The following is a 19,261-nucleotide window of genomic DNA, read 5'->3' as shown; positions in this document are numbered from 1 at the left end:
GGTCGGTTTCGGGTTCAGCGTTCAGGACGCCGCGATCATACCCGAAAACGCAGCGGATTCCTCGCGCGCCGCGACAGGCGCGGCCGGACGCCAGCCGAGCGCCGCCGCGCAGCGACGCGCCGCCTCGCCGGCGAGCAGCGGCGTATGCGCCGCCACCTCGGCCATCTCCTCCATGCGGCCATTGCAATGCAATGCGAGATCGCAGCCGGCGGCGAAGGAGGCGCGCGCCCGCTCAGCCAGCGAGCCCGACAGCGCGCCCATGGAGAGGTCGTCGCTCATCAGCGCGCCGTCGAAGCCGATGAAGCCGCGGATCACCTCGTCGATCACCCGCTTCGAGGTGGTCGCCGGGGCGGCGGGATCGATGGCGGTGTAGACCACATGCGCGGTCATGCCGAGCGGCAGGTCGTTGAGCCGCCGGAACGCCTCGAAATCGGTGGCCTCCAGCTCGGCGCGGGAAGTCTCGACCACCGGCAGGCTCTCATGGCTGTCGGCACGGGCACGGCCATGGCCGGGAATGTGCTTGAGCACCGGCAGCACGCCGCGCGCGCCCATGCCCTCGGCCACGGCGCGGGCGAGCCGCGCCACCTGCACCGGCTCGGCGCCATAGGCGCGATCGCCGATGATGCCGTGGCCTTCCGGCAGCCGCAGGTCGGCGCAGGGCACGCAATCGACATTGATGCCCAGCGCGGCGAGGTCGTCGGCCATGGTGCCGGCATTGGCCCGCGCCGCGCCCTCGGCGGCGGCGTCGCCCGCTTCGGCCAGGGCGGCGAAGGTGCCGGCCGGCGGATAGGCCGGCCAGTGCGGCGGTCCGAGCCGCTGCACCCGCCCGCCTTCCTGGTCGATCAGCACCGGCGCGTCGGCGCGGCGGACCACGGCGCGGAATTCGGCGACCAGCGCCTTCACCTGCTCCGGCGTCTCGACGTTGCGGCGGAACAGGATCAGCCCCCACGGCGCCGCCTCGGCGAAGAAGCGGCGCTCCTCGGGGGTGAGCACGGAACCGGCGCAGCCGGCGATGAAGGCGCGGGGGGCGGTCATGTCGGATCCGGCGGTCAGAGGCGGGCGACGAAGCAGGAGCCGCCCTGCGCCTTCAGCTGCTCGCACAGATTGACCGCGTCGGCGCGGTTGGCGAAGGCGCCGATCTGCGCGCGGAAGGTGGTGCCGCCGGTGGAAGACACGTCGCCACGCCGCACCGAGGCCGGCTTGCCGCCGAGCAGCGACGGATAGCGCGACAGCGCCGAGCGCAGCATCGCCTGCGCGTCCGCCTCGGTCGGAACCGAGCCGATCTGCACCACATAGGCGCCGCTGGCGGTCGGGGCCGCGTTCGCCGCCGCGTTCAGCGTCTGCGTCGCGGTCTGGGCCGGCGCGGCGGCGGCGACGCGGGTCGGCGGCAGCGGCACGTTCGGCACGATGGAGGGCGTCGCGGCCAGCGGCTGCGGATTGGTGGTGACCGGGGCGGCGGTACCCGCGCTGAGCGCCACCGGCGCGGTGGCGGTCGGCTGCGGCGATTGCGGCGTGGCGGCCACGGCCCGCGACGGTGTCGGCGCGGGGTCGCCCTCGACGATGCTGCCATCGGCGCGCACGGTGAGGGTGCGCACCCGCTTCGGCTCGGTGCCGTTCGGGGCGGTGGCGACCGGGGTGGCGCTCGGCGCCGGGGCGATGACGCGCGGCTGCGGCTGGGCGGCCTGCGACACGTCGACCGGCTGCTCCTCGCTCGACACCACCTTCTCGCTGCCGGTGGAGGCGGTGCCGCCGACGCGGTCATAGATCAGCTTCTGGCCGTCCGAGACCGCTTCGGTGGTCTGGGTCGGCGCCGGCACCACCTTGTTGGGCGACGGCTCGGCGCGGATCACCGGCGGCAGGTTGCCGCTGAGGTTGGTGCTGCCGCCACCGCCGCGCAGCATGGCATAGGCGCCGGCCCCGCCGACCACCAGCACCGCCAGCGCGGCGCCGGCCATCAGCAGGCGGCGACGGCTGCGGGCCGGCGCGACCTCGGCATGGTGGCCGTAATCCTCGTCGGTCTCATGGCCGTAGCTCTCCTCCTCGCCGGAGGAGCGGCCGTAATCGTAGACGTCGTCACGGTCGAGGCCGAGATCGAAGGTGGCATCGCGGTCCACCGGCGCCGGATTGGCGCGGCTCATCCAGCTCGGCGGCGGCGCCACCGGTTCCTCGAAGGCCGGCTCGGCGCGAGCGGGGCCCCGCGGCGCCGGAGCGGGAGAAGCGGTCGGGGCCGGCCCGACGGGAATGCGCGGCTCGGGCATCGGCGCGCGGGCGGCGGGCGCCGCCTGAGGCGGGGGAACGGGGGCACGCGGCGCGGCCGGCGGCGGCGCGACCGGACGCGGCGCCGGAGCTTCGGCGCGCATCATCGGCTCGGAACGGACCGGCTCCGAACGCACGGGGGCGCTGCGCACAGGCTCGGCGCGCACCGGCGCGGCGGCGGGCCGGGCCGGCTCGCGGGCATAGGGATCGGCGGGCAGCGGACGGCGCGGGTCGACGGCCGGGCGCTCGGCCCGCGGGGCGGCGGGAGCCGCACCAGCGGCGGCGCGCTGCGCCGATTCGGTATAGACCTCGGCCGCCAGCGCGGCGAAGGAACCCGGCGCCGGGCGCGGCGACGGCGCGGCGGGAGACGCGGCGCGCTGCGGCTGGGGCGGCTGCGGCGCGGCCGGCTGCGGGCGGGCGGGCGCCGCCGGACGCGGCTGCGGCTGCGGGGCAGCGGCGGGACGCGGCTGCTGGCGGGGCAGCTCGCGCATCAGCGCCGCGAACTCGTCCTCCTGCGCCATCATGCGGGCGAGTTCGGCCAGCGGATCGGCGGCGGTGGACCGTCCCTCGGCCGGGCGCGGGGCGGAACCCTGATCGCTCTGCCGATAACGTGAAGTGCCGTCGTTGATCATGTTAACCGGACCTGTTGGCTGCGTGCGAACACCCGCCGGCAGGACCGGAGGCGCACTTTAGGAGAAGCGGAGCGAGACCTTACGCAACGCGCTCACCGCATTTCTTCGGGAGCATCGACTCCAAGGATCGCAAGACCCGAAGCGATGATCAGCGCGACGGCGTGAACAAGCGCCAGCCGCGCATAAGTTGACTTTCGATCATCTTCGATAATGAAGCGTAAATGTGGCGCGTCTTTGCCGCGATTCCACTGCGCGTGCAGGCCGCTGGCGAGATCGTAGAGGTAGAAGGCCACCCGGTGCGGCTCGCGCGCCGAGGCCGCCTGCTCGACGAGGCGGGGCCAGGCGGCGATCAGCTTGGCGAGCGCGACCTCGCCCTCGTCGCTCAACCGCGACAGCTCCTCGCCGGCAAACGCCGCCGGATCGGACGGCAGGTCGGCGAACGCCTCGCGAGCGTTGCGCAGGATCGAGCGCGCCCGTGCATGGGCGTACTGCACGTAGAACACCGGGTTGTCGCGGCTCTGCTCCATCACCTTGGCAAGGTCGAAGTCGAGCACCGCGTCGTTCTTGCGGTGGATCATCATGAAGCGCACCGCGTCGCGGCCGACTTCATCCACCACTTCACGCAACGTCACGAAGGTGCCGGCGCGCTTCGACATTTTCACCGGCTCGCCATTACGCAAGAGGCGCACCAGCTGGCAGATCTCGACGTCGAGGCTCCCCTCCCCGCCGGTCGCCGCCTTCACCGCCGCCTGCATGCGCTTGATGTAGCCGCCATGGTCGGCGCCCCACACGTCGATCATCGTGCCGAAGCCGCGATCGAACTTGTCCTTGTGATAGGCGATGTCGGCGGCGAAATAGGTGTAGGCACCGTCCGACTTCACCAGCGGCCGGTCGACGTCGTCGCCGAACTGGGTGGCGCGGAACAGCGTCTGCTCGCGATCCTCCCAGTCCTCCACCGGCGCGCCCTTGGGCGGCGGCAGGCGGCCATCATAGACGAGGTCGCGGGCGCGCAGATCGTCCAGCAGCCGGTCGATGGTCGAGGCGTTGCCGCCGTTCCGCGCATGCAGCGTCCGCTCGGAGAAAAACACGTCGTGGCGGATGTTCAGCGCCGCGAGGTCGCTCCGGATCATGTCCATCATCTCGTCGATGGCGATCTTGCGCACCAGCGGCAGCCACTCGTCCTCGCTCTTGTCGAGGAGCGTCTTGCCGTATTTCACCACGAGGTCGCGCCCGACCGGCACCAGATAGTCGCCGGGATACAGCCCCTCGGGAATGGTGATGGTCTCGCCCAGCGCCTCGCGATAGCGCAGATAGGCCGAGCGGGCGAGCACGTCGACCTGCGCGCCGGCGTCGTTGATGTAGTATTCGCGTGCCACCGCGAAGCCGGCGAAGGCGAGCAGGTTGGCCAGCGCATCGCCGAACACCGCGCCGCGGCAATGGCCGACATGCATCGGCCCGGTCGGGTTGGCGGAAACGTACTCGACGTTCACCGCCCGCGCCGCGCCCATGCCGGAGCGGCCGAAATCGTCGCCCTGCACCAGCGCCGCCGCGATCACCTGCGGCCAGAAGGCTGGCGACAGCGCGATGTTGATGAAGCCCGGCCCGGCGACGTCGACCCGCTCGACATCCTTCACCGCCCGCAGCTTGTCGGCGAGCTTCTCGGCCAGCTCGCGCGGCTTCAGGCCGGCGTCCTTGGAGAGCACCATCGCCGCATTGGTGGCGAGGTCGCCATGGCTGGCGTCGCGCGGCGGCTCGACCACCACGCGTCGCGCGTCGATGCCTCCCGGCAGCACACCTTCCGCCGCCAGCGCTTCGAGCGCGGCGCGGACATGATCGGCGAAGAGGGCATAGAGGTTCATGGCGGAAAGCTCCGAAACGGCCGGCCCGGATGGGCCGGGAGCCGGCTAGCGCAGATCGGGGGGTAAGTCAAAAAACTAAGTCAGCGCTTACTTACAACCGCCGTCCGGCGGCGGATCACGTCGCGGACGCCCCCGGGCTCACGCATTCGCCCCGTCGAACAGCCGCGCATGCTCGGCGAGCGCGTAGCGGTCGGTCTGGCCGGCGATGAAGTCGGCGATGCGCCGGGCCCGCCCGGCCTCGTCGCGTCCGTCCATGCCGGCACGCCATTCCACCGGCAGGGTGAAATCATCGCTCATGTAGGCACCGAACAGGTCGCGCACCACCTGGCCCGCCGCCTCCATTTCCGCCATCACCCGCGGGTGGCGGTACATGCGCGGGAACAGGAAGTTTTTGATCGCCCGCTCGCCCGTCGCCCGCTCCGCCGAGAAGCCGACCAGCGCCCGCCCCAGCCGGCGCACCGCATCGGCGCTGTCCGGCTGCGCGTCCTCGACCCGCCGCCGCGTCTCGCCGACCACGTCCTCGATCAGCAGCGTGATCATCCGCCGGCCGATCTCGTGCACCAGGCGCGAACCCGACAGCCCCGGCCAGTCCGCCGCGATGCCGGCGATCACCTCGCCGACCAGCGGCAGCGCCCGCAATTCCTCCACCGTGAACATGCCGGCGCGCAGCCCGTCGTCGAGGTCGTGCACGTCATAGGCGATGTCGTCGGCGATGGCGGCGACCTGCGCCTCCGCCGAGGGCCAGCTCCACAGCCACAGGTCCTGCTTCTCGACATGCACCGCGATGGCGTGCGCCAGCGGCTCGCGCCCCTCGCCGATCAGCGGCCCGTTATGCTTGACGATGCCCTCCAGCGTCTCCCAGCAGAGGTTCAGCCCGTCGAAGCCGGGATAGCGGTTCTCCAGCCGCGTCACCACGCGCAGCGACTGCGCATTGTGGTCGAAGCCGCCATAGGCGGCCATGCAGGCGTCGAGCACCCGCTCGCCGGCATGGGCGAAGGGCGGGTGGCCGAGATCGTGCGCCAGCGCCAGCGCCTCGGCGAGGTCCTCGTCGAGCCCCAGCGCGCGGGCGATCGAGCGCGCCACCTGCACCACCTCCAGCGTGTGGGTCAGCCGGGTGCGGTAATGGTCGCCCTCGTGATAGGTGAAGACCTGCGTCTTGTAGGCGAGGCGGCGGAAGGCGCTCGAATGGATGATGCGGTCGGCGTCGCGACGGAAGGCGCTGCGCGAGCCGCTTGCCGGCTCCTCGACGAGGCGGCCGCGACTTTCCTCGGCGCGGGCGGCCCATGGGGCGCGTGGCTCGGCGGCGGCGAGCGCCATGCGCGGGTCTCCTCTGCGCGTTCGCCCCTTTGACTCGGCGGCGTCAGCACTTAACTATCAAGCCAGTCACATTCAACATCCGAAGGCCGCTCCGATGGCTGACGCCTCCCTCGTTCCCTCCTCCGCCGCCGCGATCACCGATGTCGCGGTGACGTCGAGCGCCGCGCGCCGCATCGCCGAGATCCTCGCCGGCGAACCGGCCACCAGCATGCTGCGCGTCAGCGTGGAAGGCGGCGGCTGCTCCGGCTTCCAGTACAAATTCGACATCACCCGCGAGAAAACCGCGGACGACATCGTCATCGAGAAGGACGGCGCCACTGTCGTGGTCGATCCGGTCTCGCTGGAATATATGTCCGGCTCGCAGCTCGATTTCGTCGACGACCTGATCGGCGCCTCGTTCAAGATCAGCAACCCGCACGCCACGGCGTCGTGCGGCTGCGGCACCAGCTTCGCGCTCTGATGCGCCTCGCCGGGGGAAGGCGCGTCGGCGTGCTCTGCGCGCTCGAGCAGGAAGTCGCCTATCTCCTCGACAATATCGAGCATGGCGAGACCCACGAGACGGCCGGCATGGCGTTCCATGCCGGCCGGCTTGACGGCGAATCCGTCGTGCTGGCGCGGGCCGGCATGGGCAAGGTCAACGCCGCCATCGCCACCACCCTACTGATCGAGCGCTTCGGCGCCAGCGCGGTGATGTTCTCCGGCGTCGCCGGCGGGCTCGATCCGGCGCTCGCCATCGGCGACGTGGTGATCGCCGACCATGTCGTCCAGCACGATCACGGCTATGAGGGGCCGGATGGCTTCGTCGCCTACCAGCACGGCCACCAGCCCTTCTTCAACCCGTTCGAAGGGCTCGGCCTCTCGCTCGATCCCGCCCTCGCCGGGCGGATCGGCGCGGCTTTGGCCGATTTCGAGCTGTCCCCGCTCGCCGCTACCGGCGGCGCGGTGCCGCGCATCCATTTCGGCCGCGTGCTCACCGGCGACCAGTTCATCAACAACGAGCAGGTGCGCGAGGCGCTGTTCCGCGAGCTCGGCGGCAAGGCGGTCGAGATGGAGGGGGCGGCGATGGCGCAGGCCTGCGCCGCCTTCGGCGTGCCCTGGGTGGTGATCCGCGCGCTGTCCGACCTCGCCGGCCACGAATCGCACTTCGACATCCACAGGTTCCTGGACGAGGTCGCGCGCTCCGGCGCCCTCATCGTGCGGCGGCTATTGCCGGTGGTGTAGGTTGCGGCTCTCCGCGTGCGTCAGTCCGCGCGCGGCGTCAGTCCGTCGCGTTCCGGGACGACGACTTGCGACGTTCGCGTATCCAGCTGCTGCATGCGAACAGCGTCGCCATTATCACGGCCAGATAAGGTGGCGCGTTAGTTGATGGCGAGACGGTTTCAAAGAACCACCACGCCAGAAGTCCCCCAACCAGTCCCGCGACGAACACCTTGGCAAAGGTCGGCACACGCAGCATCCGGTTTCCTGTCCACATGGCGGGAGGCACTCATGAGACGGCGCGCTCATCGAGTGGTAGCGGCTGCCGGTGGTGCGACGCAGGGCACGGCAGCACAGGTTCAGCGGCGCGCGGCATGGACGCGTTCGGCGACCGCGCCGCCCAACGCCGGCAGGAGGCCGAACAGGAGCAGTTGCGGCGTGCCATTGATCGCCAGCGCGGCCGAGAGCGCCAAGGCAACGATCAGTCCGGCGATCACTCCGACGACATAGGGGCCGTATCCGGCCATGCGTCGCCTCCATCTTCGGATGTGGTGCGCCATGAACCTAACAGCCGCCCCTCCGCTTCGGCAAATCGGCGGTGGGCTCCCGGCTTTACGCGCCGCTTATGGCTCTCTCCCGCCTTCCCAATCGAAAATTGATGCGACAGCTTCGACATTGAGGGCACGGCCGATCCCGGCCGATGGAGCCCTCCATGTTCATGGCCACCCTGCGTTCCGTGCTGGCGCATCTGTTCCACCGCCTCGACCGGCAGCTGACAGACGGCTGCTATCGGCACGGCCTCTACTGCACCAGCGACGCCAAGATCCGTCATACCCCTCGGCACCACCCGCATCGGTGATCCCCGGCATTTGCGCGGCGCCGGCCGAGGCGGCATGCTGCCGGCCGATTCAAGCCCCTCCCGAAGCGGACACGAAGCGGATATCTCGCGCATGCGCATCGCCACCTGGAACGTCAACTCCGTCCGGCTGCGGCTCGACAACACGCTGGCCTGGCTCGCCGAGCGCCAGCCGGATGTGGTCTGCCTGCAGGAGATCAAGTGCCAGGACGACCAGTTCCCGCGCGAGGCCTTCGAGGCCGCCGGCTACAATGTCGCCGTCCACGGGCAGAAGAGCTACAACGGCGTCGCCGTGCTCTCCCGCCTGCCCTTCGACGAGGTGACGACCGGCCTGCCCGGCGATGGCGACGACGTGCAGTCGCGCTTCATCGAGGTGGTGGTCTCGCGCCCCGGCGGCGGCGTGGTGCGGGTCTGCGGCATCTACCTGCCCAATGGCAACCCGCCCGACGACCCCGCGAAATACTCCTACAAGCTCGCCTGGATGGCGCGGCTGAAGGCGCATATCGCCGCCCGGCTGGAGCTTGAGGAGCCGCTCATCGTCGCCGGCGACTACAACGTCATTCCCGAGCCGGAGGATGCCGCCCACCCGGAGATGTGGGTGCGCGACGCGCTGTTCCTGCCCCGCACCCGCGCGGCCTTCCGCGCCATCGAGAATCTCGGCCTCACCGACGCCGTGCGGGCGTCGAGCGACGCGTCGGGGCTGTACACCTTCTGGGACTATCAGGCCGGGGCCTGGCAGAAGAACAACGGCATCCGCATCGACCACCTGCTGCTCTCTCCGCAGGCCGCCGACCTGCTCAAGGGCGTCGGCATCGACAAGCATGTCCGCAGCTGGGAGAAGCCCTCCGATCACGTCCCGGTCTGGGCCGATCTCGATGTCGCCGCGTGAGGGGCGGCCGTCCGGCAAGGTAATCGGCCCCTTCAGGGGCCCCGCCGCAACGGCCCTCTCGCCGGCCCCTCGCCGGCCGTTCCCGTGAGCACGAGCCATCTTCCCGGCGTCATGCCGAACGTGCTCTTGAAATGGCGGGTGAAGTGGCTCTGGTCGGCGAAGCCTGACGCACTGGCGGCTTCCGAGAGGCTCAGCCCCTCCGCCATCAGCGAGCGTGCCTTTTCGAGCCGGCGCATGACGAGGTAACGATGCGGGCTGGTGCCGAGCATCGCCCGGAAATGGCGGGCGAGCGCATACCGGTCCAGGCCGCTGATCCGCTCAAGCTCGTCGGAGGAAACCGGCCGGTCGCTGTTGTCGTGCAGGAACTCCCGGCATCGGGTGACCGCGCCATGGGCGACAAATCCCCTCCTCGCCCCCTCCCTATCGGCGTGCCGCCAGAGCCGATCCGCGAACCGGGCGAGGAGATCGTCCCAGGCGAGGTCGGAGGGTTCGCCCTGCAGATCGCCGAGCGCCTCCAGCAGGCTTTGCCGAAGCTCGTCGTCCCGCAGGACCGGGCTGCGCACGAAAGGCAGCTGACGCCGCCCACCCGCAGCCTCGATCACCCGCTCGGGCGGCAGATAGAGCATCCGATAGCGCAGGCCGAGTTCCGTCCCCGCCGCGCCGTCATGCAGTTCGTCGGGGTGGAGGACGATGACCTGGCCCGGCAGGCTGAAACGCGTCTCGCCCCGGTAGCGGAACGTCTGCACGCCGGAGAGCGTAACGCCGAGCGCGTAGGTATCGTGGCGATGCGGGGAATAGGCGTTGCCTCGGAAGCGGGCCTCGATCCGGTCGATCCCCCGCGTGGCGGGAGCCTGGACGATGCCGTCGAATCCGCACGAACCTTCAAGACCCGGCTCACTGGTCGACGCTAGGGGTGACCCGCCGATCAAACAGCTAGTGGGTGCCTTTCGCATGTTCGATACCAAGGTCACGATTGTGCTGCGAGACGATCTCGCGGCCTGGCAGGAACTGAACGTCACGGCGTTCCTGAGTTGCGGCATTGCCGCCCAGTTTCCGGAGATTATCGGCGAACCGTACCGTGACGCCGTCGGCCACGTCTACAACCCGCTCTCGATCCAGCCGATGGTGATCATGTCGGCGGATCAGGAGACCCTTCGCACGATCCACAGGCGGTCGCTGGAACGCCAGGTCACCACCTCGCTCTACATCGAGGAGATGTTCGCTACCGGGCACGACGAAGCGAACCGGGCGACATTCTCCATGTTCGACCCGTCGACCGCCAGGGTGGTGGGAATAGCCCTCCGCGCGGATCGCAGGATCGTCGACAAGATCGCCAAGGGCGCGAAGCTGCACGGCTGATCGGCCGGCGAACCTGCCGTGGCGCCGTCCGCCGCGCCGATGCAGGCGTCCGCAGGGCGAGCGCGGGCGGCATCGGTCCGGCCGGGAAGTTGCCCAAGGGGGCGGCCGAAGCGCCGCCGGGTCGGCCTGTGGTTCGAAAGCTCGAAGGGCGGCATGTGCGTCCCGTCCCCCGCGCCTCGGGCGGTCGGGACGCCCCCTGGCCGGCGCCCGGCGCCGAAGCCACCGCCGGGGACCGGGCGGGTCCGGCGCGCGCCGTCTTCGGCGCGATCGGCCGCGGCGCGACGACATGCTTTCGGGAGGCAAACGGCAGTCGGATTCGCGAAGCCCGCGCCCGGCGCGCCGCCGGCCATCCGATGAAATGAAACCGAATCGTCAGTTCGAAAAGGCGCTTACTTCTCGACCTTCATGTACTGCTCGAGATAGACCAGCGCCATGGAGCGCTCGTCCGACGTCGCGCCAGCGAAGGCGTCGTCATAGAGGTCGACCACCCATTTGTCGCCGGGGCCGGCCGCCGCATCGCGGGCGAGCGTCAGCCACATCAGGCCGCGCGCCGCCTGACGGGGGATGCCGTCCTCGCCCTTCACCAGGAGCCCGCCCAGCGCCGCCTGCGCCTGGTACTGGCCCTTATGGGCGGCGAGGCCGAGCCAGCGGGCGGCGAAGCGCAGGTCGCGATTGACGCCGACGCCGTCGATATAGAGCCGCGCCAGATGGTACTGCGCCTCCGGGTCGCCGAAATACGACGCCGCATAGGCGAACATGTCGCGCGCCCGGTTGGGGTCGCGCCGCACCTTGCTGTTGGGGATGCCTGCCAGATAGTAGTTGCCCAGCGCCACGAAGGCGTCGGCGACGAAACGTGCCTGCGGCGTCGACGGGTTGTCGTCCGCATGCATGTTGGCGACCTGGGTGAAGTACTCGAACGCCTTGATGTCGTTGCGCTCGACACCCTCGCCCTCGGCATACATGCGCCCAAGCTTCCATTGGGCGCCGGCATGACCCTGGTCGGCGGCATAGCGCAGGGAATCGATGCCCTTCTCGGTCTCGCCCGAACGCAGCGCCTGGGTGCCGGAGCGCACCGCCTCGTCGAGCGGACGAGGGGCCGACACGGCTCCATTGCCGGAATCCGGGCTGCCGTCGAAGGCGTAGGCCCCCGACATCGCCCCGGAGAGCGGCATCAGCGCCGTCGCGACGACGGCTATGAGGGCCAGACGGTCAGATATCCGCATAGCATTGTGTCTCGGCTGCGCCGCCGGGATGGGTCACCGCGCCCAGACGGGCGGGTCCCACGGCCTGCGCGAATTTCCAGATGGCCCCCGAGCCGACGGAAGACGGACGCGGCTGCCAGGCGCTGCGGCGCGCGGCGAGTTCCTCGTCCGAAAGAGCAACTTCCAGCCGCCCCTCGACGGCGTCGATGGTGATGATGTCGCCGTCGCGCAGGAGCCCTATCGGCCCGCCCACCGCCGCCTCCGGCCCGACATGGCCGACGCAGAAGCCGCGCGTGGCGCCGGAGAAGCGGCCATCGGTGATCAGCGCCACCTTGTCGCCCATGCCCTGGCCATACAGCGCCGCGGTGGTCGACAGCATCTCGCGCATGCCCGGACCGCCTTTCGGACCCTCGTAGCGGATCACCAGCACCTCGCCTTCCTTGTAGGCGCGATGGGTGACGGCTTCGAAACAGGCTTCCTCGCCGTCGAAGCAGCGGGCGGGGCCGGTGAATTTCAGGTTCTTCATGCCCGCCACCTTCACGATGGCGCCGTCCTCGGCGAGGTTGCCGGACAGGCCGACCACGCCGCCGGTGACGGTGATCGGGTCGTTGGCCGGGCGCACCACGTCCTGGTGCGGGTTCCACTTCACCGAAGCGAGGTTCTCGGCGATGGTGCGGCCGGTCACGGTCAGGCAGTCGCCATGCAGGTAGCCATGGTCGAGCAGCGTCTTCATCAGCAGCGGGATGCCGCCGACCTCGAACATGTCCTTGGCGACATAGCGCCCGCCCGGCTTCAGGTCGGCGATATAGGGGGTGCGCTTGAAGATCTCGGCGACGTCGAACAGGTCGAACTTGATGCCGCATTCATGCGCGATGGCCGGCAAATGCAGGCCGGCATTGGTCGAGCCGCCGGAGGCCGCCACCACGGTCGCAGCGTTCTCCAGGGCCTTGCGGGTGACGATGTCGCGCGGGCGGATGTTGCGGGCGATGAGTTCCATCACCTGCTCGCCCGCCGCCATGCAGAACCTGTCGCGGATCTCGTAGGGCGCCGGCGCGCCGGCCGAATAGGGCAGCGCGAGGCCGATCGCCTCGGAAACGGTCGCCATGGTGTTGGCGGTGAACTGGGCGCCGCAGGCACCGGCCGAGGGGCAGGCCACCTGCTCGATCTCGTCGAGATCCTCGTCGGACATCAGCCCGACCGAATGCTTGCCGACCGCCTCGAACATGTCCTGCACGGTCACCGGCTGGCCGCGGAACGAGCCGGGCAGGATCGAGCCGCCATAGATGAAGATCGACGGCACGTTGAGTCGCACCATCGCCATCATCATGCCGGGCAGCGACTTGTCGCAGCCGGCGAGGCCGACGAGGGCGTCATAGGCATGGCCGCGAATGGTGAGCTCGACCGAGTCGGCGATCACCTCGCGCGAGGCCAGCGACGCCTTCATGCCGTCATGGCCCATGGCGATGCCGTCGGTGACGGTGATGGTGCAGAATTCGCGCGGGGTGCCGGCGGCGCTCGCGACGCCCTTCTTCACCGCCTGCGCCTGGCGCATCAGCGAGATGTTGCAGGGAGCCGCCTCGTTCCAGCACGACGCCACGCCCACCAGCGGCTGGTGAATCTGCTCGCGGGTGAGGCCCATCGCGTAGAGGTAGGAACGGTGCGGCGCGCGCGCCGGCCCTTCCGTAACGTGACGGCTGGGCAGGTTCCGTTTATCGATGAGCGTCTTGGCGTCCATTTTCGAAGTACTTTCCCGGCAGAAGCGGAATTCTGTGGTCCCGCATCCTAGGCACGACTATCCACTGTCTTCGGGTCGGATTTCGTGCCGGTTTGTGGCGGCTTCGCGGCGTCGCGGGTCCCGGTTCGGCTCATGGTTGCGAATGCGTGACACTGTTGCACATCTGTCACGACCGGCGGTAGCATCAAACGCCCCCGCCGCCGCCCCGGCTGTGCTTAGGCTTAAGTTTTTCCTGCCATCCGCCGCCGGCTTGCCGGCGAAGGCCGCCGCCGCCAGCCGGGGTCGCCGTACCGCCGGAAATCGCACGTCATCAGCCTGTCACCGGCTGTGCGGAAGGGAGAGAGGCGTATAATGGGCGCCGCAACGGTGCCCGGAACAAAATGGGGATCTGACATGTCGAGCGGCAACATCGTGGAACGACTGCGGGCCATGGCGGCGAATCTCGACGGGTTCCCGCGCGACAAGATCGAGGACGAGCTCTCCGAGGCCGCCGACGTGATCGAGCGGCTGCGCGCCGAGCTCGACAAGTACCTGCCGCCGGTCGACGCGCCCGTCGCCCCGCCCCTCTCGCCCCCGGCCAATGGCGGCTGAGTCGGCCTCACTCCCCGGCCAATGACGGCCGGGCCCGCCTCACTCACCGGCGCTGCGGAACCAGTGCGCCGAGGAGATGTCGGGCAAGCCGCGCAGCTGCGCCACCAGCGTGTCGAGTTCGTCCTTGCGGGCGGTCGTCGAGACCAGCCGCGCGGTGATCTCCACCATCGCGTTGGGCCGTTCCGCCGCCTCGATGTCGGCGGCGGGATAGGCGGCGGCGTCCAGCATCTCGCTCAGCCGCGCCTGCACGGCCGTCGCCTCGACCAAGGGGCCGAGCACGATGACCTCGTAGCTGCCCTCGACCTCCTCGCCCTGCGGCAGCCGCTCCAGCCGGCGCACCAGCGGGCGCAGCAGCGTGTTGCCGGCGAGCACGAAGACGGTGAGCGCCACCGACTGGGCGATGAGGTCCGCTCCGGCGCAGGCGCCGACCGCCGCCGAGCACCACAGCGTCGCGGCGGTGTTGAGCCCGCTGACATGCGGGCCGTCCTTCATGATGACGCCGGCGCCGAGGAAGCCGATTCCCGACACCACATAGGCGATCACCCGCACCGCGCCGCCGGCGCCGTCGAGATGCATGGCCATGTCGACGAACTGGCAGGCGCCGATGGCCACCAGCACATTGGTGCGCAGCCCGGCGATGCGCTGGCGGTATTGCCGCTCGGCGCCGATCAGCGTGCCCATCGCGAAGGCGACGACGAGGCTGATCAGCGTGCTGGCGAAGTCGGCGGCCTGGAACGAGGCGATGAACGGCATGCGGGTCTCCATCGCTCCGTAGGGGGCGACGGCCGCCGCCCCTGTCCCCGTCGCGCACGCAGCGGCGGCGGATCGTTCCGCCGGCCTGTCCGGCCTCTAGAGCCTGCTTGCATGACGTCTCGATGACGCGGGGCCGGCCCTGCATACCACTCCCCCGGGCGCCCGCCTGCCGGCCAGTCGCCCGGCAAGAGAACTTTCGCGGCGCGCCCTGCATGGATGGCCGCGTCCGGCCGGGAAACCGGCGGCGGCATGGCAACCCGCACGCCCGCCCTTCGAGGCGGCGCGCTCCCTCTTGCGAGCCGCGGCCTCATCGCGCCCGGCCCGACCCGCAGGGGCCGTCATCCCGGTGACGGGCTCGCGGTGCGGCGCCTCTCCGAGAGCAATGCCCTCCCCGCGCCGAACCCGGCTGTCGCCGCGCTCGTCATGTGGGAGGCCAGAACCGGATCCGGCCGATGCATGCGCCCGATCTTGGCGGAGAGGCCCGAGGCAGGATCCTTTCGGCCCCCCGATGCCGCGCCCCTCACCGGCTCGCGAAGCGGCCGCCCAGCGGCAGCGGCACCGGCGGATTGCGCCGCCCTCGCCTCAACCGCCGGACCCTGCCGGCCACACCGGACGGGCACCGCCCGCCGACGCGTGCTAGCCCGCCTTGCCGAGCCGGCTGAGCGCGTCGCGGATCTTGGCGGCGCGGGCCTGGGCGGCCTCGCGGCGCTCGCGCTGCTCCTCGATCACCTCTTCCTTGGCGCGGGAGATGAAGTCGGGGTTGCCGAGCTTCTTGTCGATCTTGTCGAGCTCGTCCTGCGTCTTGGCGAGTTCCTTGCCGAGCCGCGCCACCTCGGCGTCCATGTCGATGATGCCGGCGAGCGGCAGCGCCGCCGTCTCGCCCTGCACCACCAGCTGCACCGCGCCGGCCGGGGCGGCGTCGGCGAAGCTGACGCCGGAGAGCCGCGCGAGACGGGTGAGCGCGTCCATCCACACTTGGGTGCGGGTCTGGGTCAGGCTGGAGGCGTCGACCAGCACCAGCGGGATCTGCGCCCCGGCCGGCACGTTCATCTCGGCGCGCACCGAGCGGATCTCCGTCACCAGGTCGAGCAGCCAGCCGATCTCCTCGGCCGCCGCCGGCGCCTTCAGCCCGGTCAGCTTCGGCCATTGGGTCAGCGCCAGCATGGCCGGGCGCCGCAGGCCCTCGCCGGCGGTGAGCTTCCACAGCTCCTCGGTGAGGAACGGCATGAAGGGGTGCAGCAGCTTGAGGATCTCGTCGAGTACGAAGGCGGTGGTGGCCCGCGTCTCGGCCTGCCAGGGATTCTCGGCGTTCATGAACACCGGCTTGGCGAGTTCGAGATACCAGTCGCAGAAGATGTTCCACACGAAGCGATAGGCCGCGCCGGCCGCGTCGTTGAAGCGGTAGGCCTCGATGGCGGCGGTGATCTCCTCGTTGGCGCCCTGCAGCTCGCTGAGGATCCAGCGGTTCACCGCCAGCTCCACCTTCTTCGGGTCGTAGGTCGGCACCCGCGTGCAGCCGTTCATCTCGGCGAAGCGGGCGGCGTTCCACAGCTTGGTCGCGAAGTTGCGGTAGCCCTCGACGCGCGAGGTCGCCAGCTTGATGTCGCGCCCCTGTGCCGCCATGGCGGCGAGGGTGAAGCGCAACGCGTCGGCGCCGTATTCCTCGATCAGCGACAGCGGGTCGATGACGTTGCCCTTGGACTTCGACATCTTGGCGCCCTTCTCGTCGCGGACGAGGGCGTGGATGTAGACGTCCTTGAACGGGATCTCGCCGTCCATGAAGTGGATACCCATCATCATCATCCTGGCGACCCAGAAGAAGATGATGTCGAAGCCGGTGATCAGCACCGTGGTCGGGTAGAAGCGCTCGAGCTCGCGCGTCTCGTCCGGCCAGCCCAGCGTGGAGAACGGCCACAGCGCGGAGGAGAACCAGGTGTCGAGCACGTCCTCGTCGCGGGTGATCAGCCCGGCCGCCTTGTCGGGGTCGCCGGCATAGTCCTCGGCCTCGGCCTCGGTGATGATGCCGGCCTGCACGCAATGGGCGAGCGCGGCGGCGATGGCCGCTTCCTCGGTCTCCTCGACGAAGACGGTGCCGTCCGGCCCGTACCAGGCCGGGATCTGGTGGCCCCACCAGAGCTGGCGGGAGATGCACCAGGGCTGGATGTTCTCCAGCCACTCGAAATAGGTCTTCTCCCAGTTCTTCGGGATGAAGCTGGTGCGCCCGTCGCGCACCGCCTTCAGCGCCGGCTGGGCGAGCGTGTGGGCATCGACATACCACTGGTCGGTGAGCCAGGGCTCGATGACGACGTTGGAGCGGTCGCCATGCGGCACCATGTGGGTGTGCGGCTCGATCTTGTCGAGCAGCCCGCGCTCCTCCATCAGGGCGAGGACGGCCTTGCGCGCCGCCTCGCGGCTCTGGCCGTGCAGCGCCAGCACCGCGTCGAGATCGGCGCCGTCGGCGGCGCCCTCGAGGAACTCGGCATTGCCCGACAGGACGAGCCGCGCCTCGGCGTCGAGCACGTTGATCATCGGCACGCCGGCGCGCTTGCCGACTTCGAAGTCGTTGAAGTCGTGCGCCGGGGTGATCTTCACCGCGCCGGTGCCCTTGGTGGGGTCGGAATAGGTGTCGGCGACGATGGGGATCAGCCGGCCGACCAGCGGCAGGCGCACCTTGGCGCCAGCGGCGACCAGGCCGAGATAGCGGGTGTCCTCGGGATGCACCGCCACGGCGGTGTCGCCCAGCATGGTCTCCGGCCGGGTCGTCGCGACGACGATGTAGTCGCGCGTCTCGTACTCGGTCGCCTTGCCGCTCTCGTCGAAGGCGATCGGGTGCTCATAGGTGACGTCGCCGGCCAGCGGGTAGCGGAAGTGCCAGAGATTGCCCTTCACCTCGACCTGGATCACCTCGAGGTCGGAGATCGCCGACTGGAACTTCGGGTCCCAGTTGACCAGCCGCTTGTCCTTGTAGATCAGCCCCTGCTTGTAGAGGCGCACGAACACCTTCAGGACCGCGCGCGACAGCCCCTCATCCATGGTGAAGCGCTCGCGCGACCAGTCGCAGGAGGCGCCGAGGCGCTTCAGCTGGTTGATGATGGTGCCGCCGGACTCTTCCTTCCACGCCCAGACGCGCTCGACGAAGGCGGCGCGCCCCATGTCGCGGCGACCGGGCTGCTGGCGCTCGGCGAGCTGGCGCTCGACCACCATCTGGGTGGCGATGCCGGCATGGTCGGTACCGACCTGCCACAGCACGTCCTTGCCGCGCATGCGCTCGAAGCGGCAGAGCACGTCCTGCAGCGTGTTGTTGAGCGCGTGCCCCATATGGAGCGAGCCGGTGACGTTCGGCGGCGGGATGACGATGCAGTAGGGCTCGGCCCCTACCCGCTCGGGACGGCCGGCCTTGAAGGCATCGGCGTCGAGCCATGCCTGGTAGATGCGGCCTTCGACGGCGGCGGGATCGAACCTGTTGTCGAGCATGTCGGCTCCGGGGCACCACGGGAAACGGTGCGACAGAAAGCGGAGCGGGACGCTCGAGTCAATATTGCCTTGGTCGCCGGGCAGGCATCGTCAAGCTTCCGGAAATCCCCCCAAAGGATTTCCGGCGGTCTCGCCGGCCCGGCGGAAGCGACGGCGCGGGGCCATCCGGGCGCGCCCGGAGCCAGCGCCCGCTCGCATCACTGGCCGTGACGGGCCACGCGCTCGATCTCGGCGCGCACCAGCCGCTCGACCAGCTCCGGCAGGTTCTCGTCGAGCCAGCTGCGCAGCATCGGGCGCAGCGCATCGGTCACCACGTCCTCCATCGAGCGGGTGTTGGAGGCGACGGTGCGGGACAGCGCGCCGAAGGAATTCGCCACCGATTCGCCGGCGGCGCCGGAGACCAGCCGGTTCGGCCGGCTGTCGGCCTCGGCGAGCGCGGCGCGCGCCAGCAGCGAGCGCGGCTCGGCGCGCGCGACTTCGGCGTAGGCTTCCTCGGCGGTGCGGCGCTCGGCGTGGGTGGAGGCGGGACGCGACGAAACCACGGCGGGCTTGGCTTGCACCTGCATATCGACAGTCTCCGGGAAGGCTTTGGGGGAGAGGGTTTCGACGGATCGGGTCACGGCAGCCATGACCTGTGCATGCAAACTGCCGGCCAGCCCATCGAGTTCCGCATGCACGGCGCGCTCGACAGTGGAAAGCCCGGACCGGGCCGGCACAAATACGGCGGCGGGTGCCGACGCGACGGCCGGCGCGGCCTCGCGCTGGACCGGCTTCGATGGCGTGGCGACGGGAGCCGGCGCGCTCTCTGCCACCTGCAGGGCGGCGTCTGGCTCGTCCGCAAGGGCTTCGGAAGGGGCGGCAGGATCGAGCGGGGCGGAGGCCTCGTGCGCCTCCTCCGCGGCGGTCGGAGCGTCGTCGTCGGGCCCCGGCGCGGCGGTTTCCAGCGGCGCGTCGTCCGCTTCCGGGGCGGTCTCGACAACCTCGACGAGGCTGACCGTCCGCGCGGCCTCGCTCTCGCCGGCAACATCGTCGGAGATGATCCGCCTGATCGAGGCGAGGATCTCTTCCATCGACGGCTCGTTCGCCCTCGCACTCACCGACATGCGCTGCTTCCGATCCTTGAAACGCGTACTCACATGAT

Annotated in this window: 18 protein-coding genes; 6 read left to right on the top strand and 12 right to left on the bottom strand. The window is 70.2% G+C overall.

Translation table 11 applies throughout. The annotated features are described in order from the left end of the window. Positions 1-21 precede the first annotated feature (21 nt). From nagZ to KHC28_RS00635, 4 genes are all read right to left on the bottom strand, one after another. Positions 22-1,035 carry a beta-N-acetylhexosaminidase gene (nagZ, locus tag KHC28_RS00650; RefSeq protein ID WP_214006414.1) on the bottom strand — a complete coding sequence of 338 codons (1,014 nt, stop codon included), beginning with the start codon at positions 1,033-1,035 and terminating at the stop codon, positions 22-24. Positions 1,036-1,049: 14 nt separating this feature from the next. Next, on the bottom strand, positions 1,050-2,888 hold the full coding sequence (locus KHC28_RS00645) for an SPOR domain-containing protein (RefSeq protein WP_214006413.1): 1,839 nt from the start codon (positions 2,886-2,888) through the stop codon (positions 1,050-1,052). Positions 2,889-2,980: 92 nt separating this feature from the next. Next, positions 2,981-4,747, bottom strand: a complete 1,767-nt coding sequence (gene argS, locus KHC28_RS00640) for an arginine--tRNA ligase (protein ID WP_214006412.1) — start codon at positions 4,745-4,747, stop codon at positions 2,981-2,983. Between the two features lie 138 nt (positions 4,748-4,885). After that, positions 4,886-6,064, bottom strand: a complete 1,179-nt coding sequence (locus KHC28_RS00635; RefSeq protein WP_214006411.1) for a deoxyguanosinetriphosphate triphosphohydrolase — start codon at positions 6,062-6,064, stop codon at positions 4,886-4,888. Between the two features lie 94 nt (positions 6,065-6,158). Between KHC28_RS00635 and erpA the strand changes: the two genes are divergently transcribed. After that, complete coding sequence (gene erpA, locus KHC28_RS00630) at positions 6,159-6,524, top strand: iron-sulfur cluster insertion protein ErpA (protein WP_214006410.1); 366 nt, start codon at positions 6,159-6,161, stop codon at positions 6,522-6,524. Positions 6,525-6,553: 29 nt separating this feature from the next. Then, positions 6,554-7,285 (top strand): 5'-methylthioadenosine/adenosylhomocysteine nucleosidase, encoded by a 732-nt coding sequence (locus tag KHC28_RS00625; protein WP_312893038.1) that lies wholly within the window; start codon positions 6,554-6,556, stop codon positions 7,283-7,285. A gap of 37 nt (positions 7,286-7,322) precedes the next feature. Here KHC28_RS00625 and KHC28_RS00620 read toward each other — a convergent pair whose 3' ends face one another. Together KHC28_RS00620 and KHC28_RS00615 are read right to left on the bottom strand one after the other, a co-directional pair. Further along, the gene (locus KHC28_RS00620; protein ID WP_214006408.1) at positions 7,323-7,520 is read right to left on the bottom strand and encodes a hypothetical protein; all 198 of its coding nucleotides are present in this window, start codon (positions 7,518-7,520) and stop codon (positions 7,323-7,325) included. Between the two features lie 100 nt (positions 7,521-7,620). Next, positions 7,621-7,788 carry a hypothetical protein gene (locus KHC28_RS00615; protein ID WP_214006407.1) on the bottom strand — a complete coding sequence of 56 codons (168 nt, stop codon included), beginning with the start codon at positions 7,786-7,788 and terminating at the stop codon, positions 7,621-7,623. Positions 7,789-7,973: 185 nt separating this feature from the next. On the opposite strand from KHC28_RS00615, the gene KHC28_RS00610 reads away from it, so the two are divergent. Together KHC28_RS00610 and xth are read left to right on the top strand one after the other, a co-directional pair. After that, on the top strand, positions 7,974-8,120 hold the full coding sequence (locus KHC28_RS00610) for a hypothetical protein (RefSeq protein WP_214006406.1): 147 nt from the start codon (positions 7,974-7,976) through the stop codon (positions 8,118-8,120). A gap of 91 nt (positions 8,121-8,211) precedes the next feature. Further along, positions 8,212-9,006: an exodeoxyribonuclease III gene (gene xth / locus KHC28_RS00605; RefSeq protein WP_214006405.1), complete on the top strand. Its 795-nt coding sequence runs from the start codon at positions 8,212-8,214 to the stop codon at positions 9,004-9,006. Positions 9,007-9,038: 32 nt separating this feature from the next. Here xth and KHC28_RS00600 read toward each other — a convergent pair whose 3' ends face one another. Next, positions 9,039-9,959, bottom strand: coding sequence for an AraC family transcriptional regulator (locus tag KHC28_RS00600; protein ID WP_214006404.1), 921 nt, complete (start codon positions 9,957-9,959; stop codon positions 9,039-9,041). Between KHC28_RS00600 and KHC28_RS00595 the strand changes: the two genes are divergently transcribed. Then, positions 9,958-10,365, top strand: coding sequence for a DUF2000 family protein (locus KHC28_RS00595; RefSeq protein ID WP_214006403.1), 408 nt, complete (start codon positions 9,958-9,960; stop codon positions 10,363-10,365). The two genes, KHC28_RS00600 and KHC28_RS00595, sit on opposite strands and share 2 nt — an antisense overlap. 389 nt (positions 10,366-10,754) lie before the next feature. Here KHC28_RS00595 and KHC28_RS00590 read toward each other — a convergent pair whose 3' ends face one another. Together KHC28_RS00590 and ilvD are read right to left on the bottom strand one after the other, a co-directional pair. Then, the gene (locus tag KHC28_RS00590; RefSeq protein ID WP_214006402.1) at positions 10,755-11,588 is read right to left on the bottom strand and encodes a tetratricopeptide repeat protein; all 834 of its coding nucleotides are present in this window, start codon (positions 11,586-11,588) and stop codon (positions 10,755-10,757) included. Further along, complete coding sequence (gene ilvD / locus KHC28_RS00585) at positions 11,575-13,302, bottom strand: dihydroxy-acid dehydratase (protein ID WP_214006401.1); 1,728 nt, start codon at positions 13,300-13,302, stop codon at positions 11,575-11,577. The genes KHC28_RS00590 and ilvD overlap by 14 nt, the downstream gene beginning before the upstream one ends. A 393-nt stretch (positions 13,303-13,695) precedes the next feature. Between ilvD and KHC28_RS00580 the strand changes: the two genes are divergently transcribed. After that, entirely contained in the window at positions 13,696-13,893 is a 198-nt protein-coding gene (locus KHC28_RS00580; protein WP_214006400.1) for a hypothetical protein, read from the top strand. A gap of 39 nt (positions 13,894-13,932) precedes the next feature. Here KHC28_RS00580 and KHC28_RS00575 read toward each other — a convergent pair whose 3' ends face one another. From KHC28_RS00575 to KHC28_RS00565, 3 genes are all read right to left on the bottom strand, one after another. Continuing rightward, positions 13,933-14,646 carry an MgtC/SapB family protein gene (locus KHC28_RS00575; RefSeq protein ID WP_214006399.1) on the bottom strand — a complete coding sequence of 238 codons (714 nt, stop codon included), beginning with the start codon at positions 14,644-14,646 and terminating at the stop codon, positions 13,933-13,935. Between the two features lie 636 nt (positions 14,647-15,282). Next, a complete protein-coding gene (locus tag KHC28_RS00570; protein ID WP_214006398.1) occupies positions 15,283-18,120 on the bottom strand; it encodes a valine--tRNA ligase in 2,838 nt (945 codons plus the stop codon). A gap of 197 nt (positions 18,121-18,317) precedes the next feature. Continuing rightward, positions 18,318-19,190: a PopZ family protein gene (locus KHC28_RS00565; RefSeq protein ID WP_214006397.1), complete on the bottom strand. Its 873-nt coding sequence runs from the start codon at positions 19,188-19,190 to the stop codon at positions 18,318-18,320. Positions 19,191-19,261 lie beyond the last annotated feature (71 nt).

It is taken from the genome of Ancylobacter sonchi (genome assembly GCF_018390695.1).
GTDB classification, from domain to species: domain Bacteria; phylum Pseudomonadota; class Alphaproteobacteria; order Rhizobiales; family Xanthobacteraceae; genus Ancylobacter; species Ancylobacter sonchi.
This window is presented reverse-complemented; position numbering and strand designations above follow the sequence as displayed.